This is a genomic window from Alphaproteobacteria bacterium (assembly GCA_039980135.1).
GTDB lineage: Bacteria > Pseudomonadota > Alphaproteobacteria > UBA6615 > UBA6615 > UBA8079.
Genome location: JBDXCV010000003.1, coordinates 951032 through 966641 on the forward strand (window position 1 = coordinate 951032; position 15610 = coordinate 966641).

Annotated in this window: 15 protein-coding genes; 8 read left to right on the top strand and 7 right to left on the bottom strand. The window is 62.1% G+C overall.

Features of this window, described 5'->3' with window-relative positions:
• Positions 1 to 12 precede the first annotated feature (12 nt).
• Positions 13 to 225, bottom strand: a complete 213-nt coding sequence (locus ABJ363_06505) for a hypothetical protein (protein ID MEP4378634.1) — start codon at positions 223 to 225, stop codon at positions 13 to 15.
• A 309-nt stretch (positions 226 to 534) separates the two neighbouring features.
• Here ABJ363_06505 and ABJ363_06510 point away from each other — a divergent pair, with 309 nt between their 5' ends.
• A complete protein-coding gene (locus ABJ363_06510; protein MEP4378635.1) occupies positions 535 to 2172 on the top strand; it encodes a choline dehydrogenase in 1638 nt (545 codons plus the stop codon).
• Between the two features lie 11 nt (positions 2173 to 2183).
• On the opposite strand, the gene ABJ363_06515 is transcribed toward ABJ363_06510, so the two are convergent.
• Genes ABJ363_06515 through ABJ363_06525 form a run of 3 tightly spaced genes read right to left on the bottom strand, consistent with a single transcriptional unit; the run spans position 2184 to position 3859 of the window.
• Complete coding sequence (locus ABJ363_06515) at positions 2184 to 2585, bottom strand: RidA family protein (GenBank protein ID MEP4378636.1); 402 nt, start codon at positions 2583 to 2585, stop codon at positions 2184 to 2186.
• A gap of 27 nt (positions 2586 to 2612) precedes the next feature.
• Complete coding sequence (locus ABJ363_06520; GenBank protein MEP4378637.1) at positions 2613 to 2927, bottom strand: YciI family protein; 315 nt, start codon at positions 2925 to 2927, stop codon at positions 2613 to 2615.
• A gap of 5 nt (positions 2928 to 2932) precedes the next feature.
• Positions 2933 to 3859: an NADP-dependent oxidoreductase gene (locus ABJ363_06525; protein ID MEP4378638.1), complete on the bottom strand. Its 927-nt coding sequence runs from the start codon at positions 3857 to 3859 to the stop codon at positions 2933 to 2935.
• A 195-nt stretch (positions 3860 to 4054) separates the two neighbouring features.
• On the opposite strand from ABJ363_06525, the gene ABJ363_06530 reads away from it, so the two are divergent.
• Entirely contained in the window at positions 4055 to 4993 is a 939-nt protein-coding gene (locus ABJ363_06530) for a fumarylacetoacetate hydrolase family protein (GenBank protein ID MEP4378639.1), read from the top strand.
• Positions 4994 to 5055: 62 nt separating this feature from the next.
• Here ABJ363_06530 and ABJ363_06535 read toward each other — a convergent pair whose 3' ends face one another.
• Complete coding sequence (locus ABJ363_06535; GenBank protein MEP4378640.1) at positions 5056 to 6402, bottom strand: NAD(P)/FAD-dependent oxidoreductase; 1347 nt, start codon at positions 6400 to 6402, stop codon at positions 5056 to 5058.
• A 215-nt stretch (positions 6403 to 6617) separates the two neighbouring features.
• Between ABJ363_06535 and ABJ363_06540 the strand changes: the two genes are divergently transcribed.
• The 3 genes from ABJ363_06540 to ABJ363_06550 all read left to right on the top strand — a co-directional run bounded on the left by ABJ363_06540 (position 6618) and on the right by ABJ363_06550 (position 9589).
• On the top strand, positions 6618 to 7643 hold the full coding sequence (locus ABJ363_06540) for a 2-dehydropantoate 2-reductase N-terminal domain-containing protein (GenBank protein ID MEP4378641.1): 1026 nt from the start codon (positions 6618 to 6620) through the stop codon (positions 7641 to 7643).
• Positions 7644 to 7651: 8 nt separating this feature from the next.
• Positions 7652 to 9250 (top strand): NAD(P)/FAD-dependent oxidoreductase, encoded by a 1599-nt coding sequence (locus ABJ363_06545; protein MEP4378642.1) that lies wholly within the window; start codon positions 7652 to 7654, stop codon positions 9248 to 9250.
• Between the two features lie 75 nt (positions 9251 to 9325).
• Positions 9326 to 9589 (top strand): histidine kinase, encoded by a 264-nt coding sequence (locus tag ABJ363_06550; GenBank protein ID MEP4378643.1) that lies wholly within the window; start codon positions 9326 to 9328, stop codon positions 9587 to 9589.
• 7 nt (positions 9590 to 9596) lie between these two features.
• Here the strand turns inward: ABJ363_06550 and ABJ363_06555 are convergent, their stop codons facing one another.
• Positions 9597 to 10799 carry an MFS transporter gene (locus tag ABJ363_06555; GenBank protein ID MEP4378644.1) on the bottom strand — a complete coding sequence of 401 codons (1203 nt, stop codon included), beginning with the start codon at positions 10797 to 10799 and terminating at the stop codon, positions 9597 to 9599.
• A gap of 100 nt (positions 10800 to 10899) precedes the next feature.
• Here ABJ363_06555 and ABJ363_06560 point away from each other — a divergent pair, with 100 nt between their 5' ends.
• The gene (locus ABJ363_06560; GenBank protein MEP4378645.1) at positions 10900 to 11748 is read left to right on the top strand and encodes a CoA ester lyase; all 849 of its coding nucleotides are present in this window, start codon (positions 10900 to 10902) and stop codon (positions 11746 to 11748) included.
• Between the two features lie 39 nt (positions 11749 to 11787).
• Here ABJ363_06560 and ABJ363_06565 read toward each other — a convergent pair whose 3' ends face one another.
• Positions 11788 to 12063: a hypothetical protein gene (locus ABJ363_06565; GenBank protein MEP4378646.1), complete on the bottom strand. Its 276-nt coding sequence runs from the start codon at positions 12061 to 12063 to the stop codon at positions 11788 to 11790.
• A 462-nt stretch (positions 12064 to 12525) separates the two neighbouring features.
• Here ABJ363_06565 and urtA point away from each other — a divergent pair, with 462 nt between their 5' ends.
• Complete coding sequence (gene urtA / locus ABJ363_06570; protein ID MEP4378647.1) at positions 12526 to 13809, top strand: urea ABC transporter substrate-binding protein; 1284 nt, start codon at positions 12526 to 12528, stop codon at positions 13807 to 13809.
• Between the two features lie 99 nt (positions 13810 to 13908).
• A complete protein-coding gene (urtB, locus tag ABJ363_06575) occupies positions 13909 to 15606 on the top strand; it encodes an urea ABC transporter permease subunit UrtB (GenBank protein ID MEP4378648.1) in 1698 nt (565 codons plus the stop codon).
• The last annotated feature ends 4 nt before the right edge of the window (positions 15607 to 15610 follow it).

Genomic DNA, 15610 nt, shown 5'->3' on the forward strand with positions numbered 1-15610 from the left:
CGAAGGGCCGTGTCAGCCGGCCGCGACGCTGCGCTTGCGGCAGCTGCCGCACAAACGGTTGTGCCAGCCTTCGCTCTCGAACTTGTTGCCACAAACCATGCATGCGCGCTCGGTCGCGTCATCGCCCTGCGCGCGTGCGCGGCCATAGGCTTCCGTCTCGCTGACCGCGTCTCCGCTGGTCGCCTGCGCGTTCGCGCCTTCCAACTCTGCACCGATCTGTGTCACGGCCTGCTCCTTCTAGAATGGCGTTCGTCGTGTCCCGAACGCCACCAATCTTCCCCCACGAACATGCCGCTTTTGCGGCAGGATCGTACTGTAATTCGCTTTTTCTGGTCCGCCGATCGCGCGAAATATGACCGCCCCGCCATTTCGGTTTGGGCTATCATTCAGCATAATGCGTTGAAAACGCTGATTAAAATTTCACGGCCGTGGCGCCAGGAACTGCTTCAGCAGCACCCGTAAAAAAGGTCACAATGGCGGAAAAGTCAATGCGGCATTCTCGACAACCGAAATTTGAGACGTGTGGTGGGCTCCGTGAACAGTTTTGACTACATCATTGTCGGTGCCGGGAGCGCCGGCTGCGTCCTGGCCCATCGCCTGAGCGCGGATCCGAATCTGCGCGTGTTGCTGCTCGAGGCGGGTCCGCGCGATGCACATCCGCTGATCCATATCCCTGTCGGCAATGGACGGGTGATCCCCAATCCGAAATACAACTGGCAGTTCGAGACCGAGCCCCAGGAAAATCTTGCGGGTCGCCGCATTCCCTGGCCGCGCGGCAAGACCCTGGGCGGGTCATCCTCCCTGAACGGCATGATCTATATCCGCGGACATGCGCGCGACTATGACCTCTGGCGCCAACAGGGTCTAGCCGGCTGGTCCTATGCCGATGTCCTGCCCTATTTCAAACGGGCGGAAGGCAATGTCCGCGGCGGCGATGCGTTTCACGGCGGGGATGGCCCGTTGACGGTCAGCGATGCGGCCCATGATCATTCGCTGTTCGACGCGTTTGTCGCGGCCGGCGCACAGGCCGGCTATCCGACCAACAATGATTTCAACGGCCCCGAGCAGGAGGGCTTCGGACGCTACCAGTTCAACATCCGCAACGCGCGGCGCTGGAGCGCGGCCGCGGCCTATCTGCGCCCGGCGCTCGGCCGCCCGAATTTGACGGTGGAGACGGGCGCGTTGACCCGGCGTGTGGTGTTCGAGGGGGGCCGGGCCGTCGGGGTTCGATATGTGCAGGGGCGCCATGAGCATCTCGCGCGCGTCGATCGCGAGGTGCTGCTGTCCGGCGGCGTGGTGAACTCACCGCAACTGTTGATGCTCTCCGGCATCGGGCGCGCGGACGAGCTGCGCGCGCTCGGCCTCGATGTGTTTCTGGATCAGCGCGATGTGGGCGCAAACCTGCAGGATCATCTGTGTGTCCATACGGTACATATGTCCAGGGTTCGCACCCTGACCGATGACCTGACGCGGACCGAACGGGGTGCGGTTTCACTCGCCCGCGCGGCGGTGCTGCGATCCGGCCCGGCGGCGGGTTTCCCGCTGGAAGGCGGCGCGTTCCTGCGCACGTCGGAAAGCCTGGAAATGCCCGACATCCAGTTTCACTTCAGTGCCGGGAACCTGCTGTCGCTGATCCGGCGACCCTTCGCCAGTCACACACCCGACCACACGCGACCCGACGCCTTCATGTGCCATGTCTGCCAGCTGCGCCCGGAAAGCCGTGGGGAGATCAGGTTGCGATCGGCCGACCCCGGCGAGGCTCCCGTCATTGCTCCAAACTATCTGTCGGAAGCCCGCGACCGGGAAACGATGCGCGAAGGTTTCAAGATCATGCGCGAGGTCATGCACCAGCCCGCCCTGGCGGCGTTGAGCGACGGGGAGATATGGCCCGATCCGAATGTGCGCTCGGACGCCGAGATCGACGCGTTTATCCGGAACTCCGGGGGCACCGTCTATCACCCGGTCGGCACCTGCCGCATGGGCAGCGATGAGAAGGCGGTGGTTGATGAGAGGCTGCAGGTGCGCGGCGTGGAAGGACTGCGCGTGGTGGATGCCTCGGTGATGCCGACCCTCGTCGGGGGCAACACCCATGCGCCGACCGTGATGATTGCCGAGAAAGCCGCCGACATGATCCTCGACCGGCCGGCGCCGAAGCCGGAAAACTATGTCTGAACGGTTCGAGGCTAGCCGTCTTCGAGGACGGCGATGGCGCTGATTTCCACCAGGTAATCCGGATGGGTCATCTTGGTGACCTCGACCATTGTCGAGGCGGGCAAGGGCGGTGCGAAATACGCGCGGCGAACCTTATGCACCGCGTCGAAATGCTCCATGTTCCGGACGAACACATCGACCCGGCAGATGTCGGCCATCGTGCCGCCGGCTTCCTCGACGGCGGCCTTCAGATTCTCGCAGACCTGTCGGGTCTGGGCTTCGGGGTCGCCGACCCCGGCGACGGACCCGTCCGGTTTGTGCGCCGTCATGCCCGAGATGAACACGAGCTGGCCACGCGCGGCCACGGTTGTGGCGTGGGAAAAATGGCCGCCGGGGGCCTTCATTTTGGGTGAGGTGATCTGGGTCTTGGACATCGGGTTCCCTTTCGCGTCGGCGCGGCCTCAGTTGCCCTCGGCGGATTTCGGGGCGGCGTCCGGGTTCCACTGGCCGCGGCGCATGCGGGTGATTTTCACGCTCCTGAAGGTCCCCGCCTTGCGCAATGGCTCGTTCTCGGAAAACCGGTCGGCCGCCGCGCGGTCCGGCACGTTGATGATCAGCACGCTGCCGATCCGGGCCTCATTGTCGTCGGCCAGCATGGCGCCGCCGAGCACGAGAATGTCCTTATGCTCTTCCAGATAGGCAAAGTGGGCCGGTTTGTGCGCCGCGCGCAGCGCCGGCGAATCCGGCCCGTCCTCCTGGTAGATGATGTAGAGCATCGCCCCTAGCGGACCTGGATGACGAGCTTGCCTGTCAGGTGGCGGCCCGCGCTCTTCTGCAAGGCCGCTGGCGCCTCCGTAAGCGCATAAACTTCAACAGGAGGCACGTGCGCGACGCCCGCCGCCTGGAGCTCAATGATACGTTCCATGTATTTTCGGTCCCGGCCGACGGCGGGGCGCAGGGACTGCACGTCGTCGCGCGAGGAGACGGGTGCCTTCGGGCCCGAGGCGATACCGGCCAGCCGGCCGCCCGGCTTCAGGACCGCGAATGATTTTTGGGTCACGTCGCCTCCAACCGTCTCGAACACGGCGTCGCAATCCGTCAGGATTTCGGTGAAATCCTGGGCGTTGTAGTCGATTACCTCGTCGGCGCCGAGGCCGCGCACATAGTCGATATTCCGCGCGCTGCAGGTGGTGATGACATGGGCGCCGATATGTTTGGCGAGTTCGATCGCGAAACCCGCGACGCCGCCCGCGCCGCCCTGAATCAGGATCTTCTCGCCCGCCTGCAGCTTGATCGTCTCCTCGATCGAGATGATTGCCGTGAGCCCGGGCAATGCGAGTGCGGCGGCATCGATGTGGGACAGGTTGTCGGGTTTATGCGTGAGCAGCGCCTGGTTCATGGCGATCTTCTCGGCATAGGTCCCCTCCTGACCGCGCTCGCACACGCCGAACACCGCATCGCCGACGGCGAAATCGTCTGCGCCCTCGCCGAGGCTGGCGACCACACCCGAGAAATCCCGCCCCAGGATGTAGGGGAAATTCTCGATCTCGCCGTAAGTGCCGCCGGCAAGGACCTTGACGTCGGCCGCGTTCACCGAGGCGGCATGGATGTCGACGATGACCTCGCCGGGACCCGGCACCGGATCGGGGAGGTCCCCGTAGATCAGAACCTCAGGTGCACCATGGGCTTCGAAGTAGGATGCTTTCATCGTCTTTCCGTCCTTGCGGTCATGTCGGATGTGTTTCGGCTGGGCCTGAGGCTAGCGGATCATCCGGGCCGGCGCGAGGGGCAACCTTCGCTGTGGTCGCATGGCGGACGTACGGGGTCGCAACCGGGGCACCGGGTCTGCTAGAAAGCGCAGCCGGAACGGCAACGGATCGACCGATAAACTTGGGGAAGCGGGATGAAAATACTGTATTTCGACGATTTCAGACTTGGCGTGTTGCGTGGCGATGATGTGGTGGATGTATCCGCCGAAGTGCAGGATATCCCGCACACCGGCCCGCATGACCTGATCAACGGCCTGATTGCGCGGTTCGATGAATATCGCGATCGGCTGGAGAAAGCCGCCGCGTCGGGAGAGGGCATTCCCGTGGCCAGTGTGCGCATTCGCCCGCCGCTGCCCCGTCCCGGCAATATCGATTGCATGGCGGTCAACTATATGGAGAACGGCACGCTGCCGGCGCCGGCGCAGATCAATGCGTTCACCAAGGCCGGCAGCACGGTCATTGGCGATGGCGACACGATGGTCCTTGCCGATATTCCCGCGTCGATCTTCGAGGGCGAAGCGGAGCTGGGACTTGTGATCGGCAAGCGCGCGCACAACGTGCCGGCCAGCGAGGCGATGGACTACATCTTCGGCTATTTCAATTTCATCGACGGCTCTGCCCGCAACATGCCGACCCCGGTCAACGTGTTCTTCGAAGCGAAGAACCGGGACACGTTTGCACCGCTCGGTCCCTGGCTCGTGACCGCGGACGAGTTCGATGACCCGCAAAACCTGGACGTCAAGCTTTGGGTAAACGGGGACCTGATGCAGGACTTCAACACCGACGATATGGCCCACAAGATCCCGCGAATCATCGAGTATCTCAGCTCGATCCATGCGCTGGAGGTCGGCGATGTCGTCGCGACCGGCACCAACCATCGTGGGCTCAACCCGTTCCAGGACGGCGATAAGGTGGAACTCGAAGTCGAAGGCTGTGGTCGTCTGACGATAAATATCGAGGATGAACTGAAACGCACCTGGGCCCGCGTGACCCGCTTCGAACACACCTCGAAAGAGGGCCATGAGGGCCGGTTCACGCCGCAGCTCACGGGCAAATACGCGCCTGGCAGCTGACCGGGATATCAGGACTTGTGGAAGGGGCATGACCGGCGGCGGTCATGCCCCTTTTGCATTCGCTAGAACAGATTTTTGACGTCCGATGCGAAGGTCGGAAAGGCGGTGGGCGTGTTCTTGATCTGGCTCGCCGTAATCCCGTGTGTCATGGCGAAGGCAAACAGCTGGATCAGTTCTTCGCCGCTATGTCCAACCATCTGGGCGCCAACGATCTGGTCCGTGTCCGCGTCGACCAGAACCTTCGACCAGGCTACCGTTTCGCCGTAGGCCTTGCCGGAAAACCAACCGGTCATGTCGTTGGTTGTCGCGTTGACCTTCACTCCCCGTTCTTCGGCTTCGTGCTCCGTCAGGCCGACGCTGGCCAGCGCCGGGACCGTGTAGACGCAGTTCGGTACGACGGCGTAGTCAGGCGTCTCGACTGGCCCCTCCACGATATTCCTGCCGACGATGCGCCCTTCATAAGTGGCAAGGGGCGAAAGCTGGGGCGAGGTAACGAGCGCGTCCCCGCAGACCCAGACGGAAGGGTTGGAGGTCGAGCGTAGGTGCGCATCGACATCGACCGCGATGCCGTCATGTTTCACGTTGCCGGCTTCGAGGTCGAGCGTGTCGACATTGGCGACCCGGCCCGCCCCGTTGACCACGCGCGCCGCGCTGACAGTCCGGGCCTTGCCGTCATGTTCGAATTCGACCGTCAGGACGCCGCTATCCTTGCGGATTTCGGTCACTTTTACGCCGGTCTTCACGGTCACGCCGATCCGTTCGGTCTCGGCCTGAATGGCGCCAACGGCGTCGGCGTCGAGACGCGGGAGGAGTTGGGGCAGCGCCTCGAGGATCGTGACCTCGGTCCCCGCGCGCGCATAGACATGGCTGAATTCCATGGCGATGACGCCGCCGCCGATGAAGACCACGGATTCGGGCTGTTCACGCTCCGACAGCACCTCGTCCGAGGTGATCATCAACTCGGCACCCGGGATGGGCAGGCCGCGCGGCTTGGATCCCGTCGCGATGACGATGTTGTCGGCCTCGAGAGACGTGCCGTCCACGTCGATGCTGTTCGGGCCCGTGAATTTTGCATGGCCGCGGAACACCTTGCCCCGCTTTTCCGCGACCCCGGCCATGGCGTCGGGGATGAAATCGATCATGTCCTTCTCCCGATCGATCAACTTCGTCCAGTCGAGCTTCGGTTCTCCCACATCGATGCCATGCACACCGGCCAGCTCGATCTCGTGCAGCGCATGTGCGGCGGCCACAAGCACCTTCTTCGGTGTGCAGCCCCGGTTCGGGCAGGTGCCGCCGAAATCCCATTCCTCGACGAAGGCGATTGTTTTGCCGGCTTCGCTGGCCACGGCAGACACGCCGAAGCCCGCATTGCCGCCGCCGATAATGACGATGTCGAATTTGTTGCTCATGATTTCCCTCCTTGTCCGCGCCGTTCGGTCGTGGCGCGTCCCATCCCTGTCATTATGGGCCGCGGGCTGTCCCGGTCACGCGTCGCGGCGATAATTCGTCTTCACGTTTCGGTGCGGCGGGTCTCACAAGGTTTTTGGGATTCGCTTCCAACTTGCCTAATATGGGCGCCACAAGATGATCCCGGTGGAAGAACACCGGAGCGCAGGGGGAATCCATGAGCAAGAAAATCGCAGTCGTCGGGACGGGTGCCAATGGCGGCGGCACTGCCGCCGCCCTGACGCACGCCGGATTGGATGTGGTCCTGATCGATCAGTGGCCGGCGCATGTCGAGGCGATGCGCGCCAATGGGCTGCAGATCGATTTCCCCGCCGAGACAATCACCGTGCCGGTCGAGGCGTATCACCTGTGCGATGTCTGCACGCTCAACGAGATGTTCGACGTCGTGCTGGTGATGGTAAAGGCCTACGACACGCGCTGGGCCTGCGAGCTTATCAAGCCCTACCTCAAGGAAGACGGCCTCCTGGTGGGGGTCCAAAACGCGATGATGCTCGACGATATCGAGGAGATTGTCGGCCCCGAGCGCACCCTGGGCTGTGTCATGGAGATGTCGTCCGAGATTTTTACACCGGGCATTGTGCAACGGAACACGACGCGCGATCACACCTGGTTCGGGATCGGCGCCGTCAACGCGGCGACAGCCGGGCGTGTCGGCGAGATCGAGGAACTGCTGTCCCATGTCGGCAATGTCTCGATTTCGGACGAGATCATTTCCGCCAAATGGATGAAGCTGGTGGTCAACACCATGTGTCTTGGCCCGCTCGCGATGCTCGGCCTGACCCTGTATGAGGCGATGAAGATTCCGGGGATGCGGGAGTTCACGCTTCGGGCCGGCACCGAGGCGCTCGCGGTCGGCCAGACGCTGGGCCACACGATCCAGCCGATCTTCGGACTAACGCCGGAGGATGTGAAGGACACCAACCGATTGCTCGAAAAGATGCTCGACAAGCTGGCGGCCGATATCGGCCCGGCGGCCCGTGACTGTGTCCTCCAGGATCATTTGAAGGGCCGCTACAGCGAGGTCGATCTGATCAATGGGCTTGTGGTTAATGAAGGCGCGAAACAGGGCCAGGCGACGCCGGTCAACGCGGCCGTGACCGAGATCACCCGGCGCATTCAGGCGGGTGAGTTGGAACCCGACCCGTCGAACCTCGAACTGGCCCGCGAAATGATGGGTGCCTGAAGCCTGCGATGACGAAGAATACCCCTGATTTTGATGCCATTGTCGTCGGTGCCGGGTTTGCCGGCATGTATATGCTGCACCGGTTGCGCGGGCTCGGCCTGTCGGTGCGGGTGTTCGAAACCGGGGCCGATGTCGGCGGCACCTGGTACTGGAACCGTTATCCCGGTGCGCGCGTCGACACGGAGACGATGTTCTATTCCTATCAGTTCTCCGAGGAACTCCAGCAGGAATGGGACTGGCCGGAACGCTATCCGTCGCAGGCCGACCTCCATAAATATGCCTGCCATGTCGCCGACCGGTTTGAGTTGCGCCCCGATATCAAATTCGAGACGCGTGTCGATTCCACGGCCTGGGATGAGGACGCCGGTCTTTGGCGTATCGTGACAGGCGACGGCGCCAGCATGTCGGCACGCTACTGCATCATGGCTACGGGGTGTCTGTCGGCGGTGAACTACCCAGAATTCGATGGGCTAGAGGCGTTTGCGGGCGAGACATACCACACGGCCCATTGGCCGGACGATGGCGTGGATTTCACGGGCAAGCGGGTCGCGCTGATCGGGACAGGGTCTTCGGGTGTGCAGTCGATTCCCGTGATCGCCGAACAGGCCGCCCATCTCCACGTGTTTCAAAGAACCGCGAACTATGTGATTCCGTCCCGAAACCGGCCGATGGAGGCCGACGAGGTGGCCGAGATCAAGGCCAACTATCCCGAGTTGCGCGCGCGGGCGAAGGAAAGCTTCTCGGGTAATTATTTCCCCGTCGCCGGCCCGTCGGCATTGGCGGTTTCGAAAGAGGAACGCGACCGTGAGTATGAGGCGCGCTGGGCCCAGGGGGGGCTGGCCTTCATGGCCGCCTATGCGGACTTCCAGACCAGCGACGAAGCCAACGAAACCGCGTCGGAATTTATCCGGGACAAGATCCGCGAAATTGTCGACGATCCGCAGACCGCGGAGCTGCTCGCGCCCAAACAGCTGTTTCTGTGCAAGCGACTTTGCGTCGGGACCGACTATTACGAGGCGTACAATCGCGACAATGTCTCCCTGGTCGATATCAGCAAGGCGCCGATCGACCGGATCACACAGGAGGGTGTGTGCGTCGACAGTCAGGTCTACGAGGTCGATGCGTTGGTCCTTGCGACCGGTTTCGATGCGGTAACGGGGTCGCTCAAGCGGATTGATATCAAGGGGGTGGATGGCCTCGCGTTGCGCGATAAGTGGGAAGACGGACCGCGCGCCTATCTGGGCCTCGGCATCGCCGGATTCCCGAACCTGTTCACGATCACGGGGCCGGGCAGCCCGTCCGTGCTGACCAACATGATCCCTTCCATCGAACAGCATGTGGACTGGATCGCGGATTGTATCGACCATATGCGGCGCCACGACAAACACCGGATCGAAGCGGAAGCGGTGGCCGAAGAATCCTGGGTCGAACATGTCAACGAGGTGGGCGACCTGTCGCTCCGTGCGACCTGCCAGTCCTGGTACTTCGGCTCCAACATTCCCGGAAAGCCGCGGGTGATCCTGCCCTATAGCGGCGGATTTCCCGTGTATATCCGCAAATGCGACGAGGTCGCGGCCAGCGGCTATGCCGGGTTTGTGCTGAACTAAGCGCTGGCCCGGTAAGGGTTTGTTTATCCCAATGATTTAGTAAGGAACGATCGTTATCTAACGCGGAGTGCGATCATGTCTGGTTTCCTGGTGAACGACGAGAACCCTGACGGGTACAAGCTCGAAGTCATTCTCACGGCCATTCGCAATGAGATCATTCAGCGTGCGACGAAGATAATGGATGACGGCCGCCCCGAGGCGACCGCGGTGATCAATAACAACATCAAGATCCTGAATCATCTTGCCGAGAGCATCGCGCTCGCCGAGAACAGCACCTCGGTGCTGCAAAAATCGTTCGGCGACCACTCGTCCGACGTGCCGCGGATCGGCAAGGCCTGACACGCACCTAACGCGCGTGGCGGCGGGCCATGACGAACGCGATCAGACCGACTGTAACAACCCCCATCACGACGGCATATGTGTTCGACACGCTGCCCATCGTATCGGCGAGCGCGGACAGGACAGCCGTTCCGAAAATCACGCCGGCGTAAACGGGCACACCGATCCCGCCGGCCACTGCGCCGGATTGCTCGCGCGGTGCGTGCCCAACCGTCGAGCTGATGAACACGCCGGTCCAGCCGAGCGCGCTCGCCGCGAAGGCGACGAAAAAGAAGTAAACCATCCAGATTGGCCAGTTCGGCCCGATCCAGATCATGGCGAAGGCACCGGCCAGGTTCATCACGCCCATGAGGATCAGCAAATTGTCGCCGATTCCCCAACGATCGGCGATCAGCCCCCAGGCCACGCGGCCGATGATGCCGGCCGCCTGGATCGCCGCGAGAACCGCGCCGGCGGCCACCAACGAGAATTGTGCCTCGACCACCAGAATGGTGACCGCAAATGTCGAGAGCGAGAGCTGGGTAAAGGCGTAGGTGAACCCGCCGATGCTGAGCCAGCGCAGCGCCGGTATACGCCAGACCATCGACAGGGCCGCGAAGGCCCCGGCGTCGAGCCGCGCGCCCGGATTTCGGTCCGCATCCCAGCTGTTGCGCCAGGGTTGGAGGGCGAACATCAGGACCACGCAGCACACCGCCACGATCAGTGGCGCGGCCTGCCAGCCGAACGCTTCCGTGGCACCGGGCGCGATGAGACCTGCGGCCATGCCGCCAAACGGTACGCCGGTCTGTTTCACTGAAAAAACGAAGTTGCGCGCGCTGTTGGGGGTCAGTTTCATCAATACTTGGGTCGCCGACGGGTTGGTCATCCCGTAGCCAAACCCCAGGCACAACGCCCCGAGCGCCATGACCGGGACCGATGGGATGGCCGACAAGGCCGCGCCGCCACCGCACAGGCCCAGGCTGATCTGGCTCACGCGCGCCGGCCCCCAGCGTCGGAGCAAAAAATCCGACAGTGCCGAAACGGATGATGCGCCGGTATAGATCACGGCGACCTGGAAGCCGATAAACTCCACCGGAACGCCGACGCCGTCGGCCACGGCCGGCGCAATGGCGGCGACTGTCAAACTGGCGTACGTGGCCAGTACCTGCACAAGTGTGACAGCGAACAGGACCAGCCAGAGGCGTCGCGAAGCGGCGGGTGAATCACTCATTCAGGAATGTCGCGTCTGTCGGAATTGACATGAATATGCATCAGGCTGATCTTGGTTCCGATCGTTGATCAAATGTGGCCCAATCCCAAGGAATATCGCGATGCCTAATCTCTGGCGAAGCTTGTTGTTTGTTCCCGCGACCCGTCCCGACCGGTTCGAGAAAGCCGCTGCGGCGGGTGCCGATATGGTGTGCATCGATCTTGAGGACGCGGTAGCACGGGACGACAAGGAGACGGCCCGCGCGACGGCGCTCGCGTATCTCGCGGGGCCCTTGCCGGCCGGCCCGCGCTGGGTTTTGCGCATCAACAGCCCCCGCACCGCGTTGGGACTGCATGACTTGCTCGCGCTGCTGGCGAGCGATGCGGCACCGCACGCACTGTTTATCCCCAAGGCGTCGAGTGGTGAGGAGTTGCGCTGGCTCGATGAGCTGCTGTCGGCGGCGGACAAGGACATCGACCTGATACCTGTCGTTGAATCGGCGGAAGGTCTCGACCGGGTCGCAGAGATTGCCGGTTCGGTTCTGCGCAATGTCGCGGTGGGATTCGGGTCCGCCGATTATGCGGCGGAGCTGGGGAGTGACATGAGCGCTGCGGCCCTGGCCTATGGCCGCGGACGTATTGCCGCGGCGGCCGGGCAGGCCGGTATTGCTGCCATCGATGGCATTTGGCCGGATTTCAACGACGTTGACGGACTGCGTGGCGATACGGAATTGATCCGCAGCATGGGGTTTGACGGAAAAATCGCGATTCATCCGCGCCAGGTGAGTGTCATACATGCGGTGTTTGCACCGAGCGAGGAAGAGGTCGCGCGTGCCCGACGCATCGTCGCTGCGTCGGAGGCCGCCAAAGGCGGTATCGCGACTGTTGATGGCGAGATGATCGACAACCCCGTGGTCGTGGCGGCGCAGCAGATTCTCGCGGCTGCGGGGGCGGATGGGGACGGCGATTAGCGGGGCTGACGGGTAACGTTTGGCCACCACGCGGTTACGCTACCGCGGCGCCTGAATCAGCGTCGCCGGGGTCCACATGGCGCGCCGCCGTTCGCGTCGTTCCTCGAGGTTTTCCTGTGACCGGTGCACCGGGACGGGCGGGTTCGAAATCTCTGCGCGCGCGTCGAGCACGCTTGTCATGACGTTGGCAAAGGCCTTTTCGTTGCCGGGTTCGCCACCGCGATCATTGTCGGGCATGAAGGCCCCGACATAGACGCCGCAGGTCCGGCAAATCAGGAATTCCGTGCTGCCGAGCCCAAATGTGTAGCGGCTCAACTGGTCAGGATTCTTTACGCGAAAAATGACATGCCCGGTTGGGTCCGAGACGGCCGCGCTCGAATGCAGACGGCAGAATGAGCACTGGCACGCCCGCGGCACCATATCGGCTGCGGGCAGGTTGGTTTGAAAGGAAATAACGAGATTGCCGCAATGACAGCGTCCGGTCAGGTCTCTCAAGGCTTTCCGCTCCAATCGTGGCCGCTACTGCCAAGGCTGCCCGGAATTCCGGGTTCGGGCAAGCATCGGCCCCCTGTGATACGCGCACGAAGTGCATAAAAAACAGGCATCAAATTTATAATGGTCATAAAATAGGCATTTTACCTGCACAATAACTCGCCATTCCGGCGGTTCGCACGATCATAGTTACATGGATTCAAGGCCTTATAAGTCTCCGCCTGTCTGGCACGAGCTTTGCTAATTATGTTGCATCGCAACAACCATAAAGCCCGGAGGCAGAGAATGTTCAAAAGCCTAAAGACCATCGCAGCGGCGAGCGTGCTCGCAGGATCGCTGGCGATGAGCGCGTCGGCACAGGCGGCCGACACCATCAAGGTAGGGATCCTTCATTCCCTGTCCGGAACCATGGCCATCAGTGAAACTGCGCTGAAAGACGTCATGCTGTTCCTTATCGACGAGCAGAACAAGAAGGGCGGATTGCTCGGCAAGCAGCTTGAGGCTGTTGTCGTCGACCCGGCATCCGACTGGCCGCTGTTTGCCGAAAAGGCACGTGAGCTGATCGAACAGCACAAGGTCGATGTCGTGTTCGGCAACTGGACCTCGGTGTCGCGCAAATCGGTGCTGCCGGTCTTCGAAGAGCTGAACGGCATGCTCTTCTATCCGGTCCAGTATGAGGGTGAAGAATCCTCGCGCAATATCTTCTACACGGGCGCCGCGCCGAACCAGCAGGCTATTCCCGCTGTCGAATATCTGATGAGCGAAGATGGCGGCGCGGCCAAGCGCTGGGTTCTCGCGGGTACGGATTATGTGTATCCCCGCACGACCAACAAGATCCTCGAAGCCTTCCTCAAGGCAAAGGGCGTTCCGGCCGAAGACATCATGATCAACTACACGCCGTTCGGACACTCCGACTGGCAGACCATCGTGTCGGACATCAAGAAGTTCGCCGCGGCGGGCAAGAAGACGGCCGTGGTCTCGACCATCAACGGTGATGCCAACGTGCCGTTCTACAAGGAACTCGCCAACCAGGGCATCAAGGCGGAAGACATTCCCGTCGTCGCCTTCTCTGTCGGTGAAGAAGAGCTTGCCGGTATCGACACCGCGCCGCTCGTCGGCCATCTCGCCGCGTGGAACTACTTCATGAGCGTCGATGCCCCGGAGAATTCTGACATCATCGCGAAGTGGCATGCGTTCATCGGCAGCGACGAGCGTGTCTTCAATGACCCGATGGAAGCCCACTATATCGGCTTCAACATGTGGGCCCAGGCAGTCGCGCAGGCCGGCACAACGAACATCGATGCGGTCCGCCAGGCCATGTATGGCCAGGAAGTTCCCAACCTGACGGGCGGTGTGGCCGTGATGAACACGAACCACCATCTCTCCAAGCCGGTTCTCATCGGCGAAATTCAGGACGACGGCCAGTTCGCCACCGTTTGGGAGACCGAAGGTGTGGTCGTGGGTGATGCCTGGAGTGACTTCATTCCCGAAAGTGCCAAGCTCACCGCCGACTGGACCTACCCCTGGGTCTGCGGCAACTGCGAGAAGCCGAAACACCTGACGAACTAAGCGCCTACCCGATGTCGGCCGCCCTGTAATTTCCGGGGCGGCCGGTACCGGCCCCAAACAATAAATAATAATTCAAACGCTAAATCGGGACGGTTTCTTATGGCTACGGGCCATTCCACGGGCGCAGTGCGTCCAAACGGCATCATTGCCCTCTTGGGCGGTGTGTTGATGTTTCTGGTGCTCATGGCAGCGGTATCGGCGCCCGCCACCGCACAGTCTGCAACCACCGCAGACGATCCCTTCGCGAATGCGGTCCAGGCACTGGACGAACGCAAATTCTCCGACAAGGCCGCAGCTATCGACGCGCTGGGCGCGTTGGGCGACGAACGCGCTATAGACGTGCTTCAGGCCATTGCCGACGGTCGGCTTTATCGACGCAAGGCCGACAAGCTTGTCGTCATCGCCGAACGGGCCGGGGACGTGTTCAACGTAACAAGCCCCGTCACTGCGGAAGCCCTTGAGACGGCGGGCAGCCGTGAACTCAAGAAAATCATCGCCAATAACAAGCTGCGCGGACAGATCCGTGGTGTTCTCGGTCAGCTCGCACTCTTCAGTCCAAACGCGGACGACCGGTTGGAGGCGGCACGGAATGTCATTGCCAGCCCGACCGATGATGCGCTGACGTTGCTAAAAAGAGCGCGGGATCGCGAGACGGTATCCAGGATCCGAGACACGCTCGAGACGGGTATCGCGATGCTGGAGCTTGCGTCTGACGATACAGCCTTGCGCTTCGCCGCCGTCGCGACCTTGGCGGAGCGGAGCGATCCCGACATCAAGTCGGCGCTCGAGCAGCGGCTTCTCGAAATCGATGGTGCGCCGGTCGAACCGGACGCGGAGGTGCGCGCGGCACTTCAGGAGGCGGTCGACGACATCAACGACCGGCTGGCGCTGTTTGGGATTGCGGAGAACCTGATCTTCGGGCTTAGCCTGGGCTCCGTGCTTTTGCTCGCCGCGATCGGTTTGGCGATCACGTTTGGCGTCATGGGCGTGATCAACATGGCCCATGGCGAGATGATCATGTTGGGGGCCTACACAACCTTCATCGTCCAGGAAATTTTCCGCGCGACAGTATCACCGGAGTTTTTCGGGCTTTATGTGCTGGTTTCCATTCCGGCAGCCTTCTTCGTGGCCGCCGCGTTCGGTGTGCTGATCGAGCGCGGTTGTATTCGTTTCCTGTATGGCCGGCCGCTTGAGACCCTGCTTGCGACATGGGGCGTCAGCCTTATCCTGCAGCAACTCGTGCGGTCGCTGTTCGGGGCCAACAACCGAGAGGTCGCCAACCCGGACTGGATTGCCGGTGCGGTTTCGTTCGGCGGTGGTGTTTCCGTGACCCTCAACCGCATCTATATCGTCATATTCTGCATCATGGTCGTGGCGGCCCTTGCGGCCTTCATCCGCTACAGCCGGTTCGGTCTGCAAATGCGCGCCGTGACCCAGAATCGCGGCATGGCGTCGGCGATGGGTATTCGTACCGGTCAGGTCGACGCGCTGACCTTCGCGCTCGGCTCGGGCATTGCCGGCGTCGCCGGTGTGGCGTTGAGCCAGATCTCGAATGTCAGCCCCAATTTGGGCCAGAACTTCATCGTCGACAGCTTCATGGTCGTCGTGTTCGGCGGTGTCGGCAGCCTCTGGGGCACGATCGTCGGCGCCTTCAGTCTCGGGATCGTCAACAAGTTCCTCGAACCGGTCTCCGGCGCCATCCTCGGCAAGGTGGTCGTGCTCGTGATCATCATCCTGTTCATCCAGAAACGCCCACGCGGATTGTTCGCCCTCAAAGGGCGTGCAGCCGAGTCCTGATCGG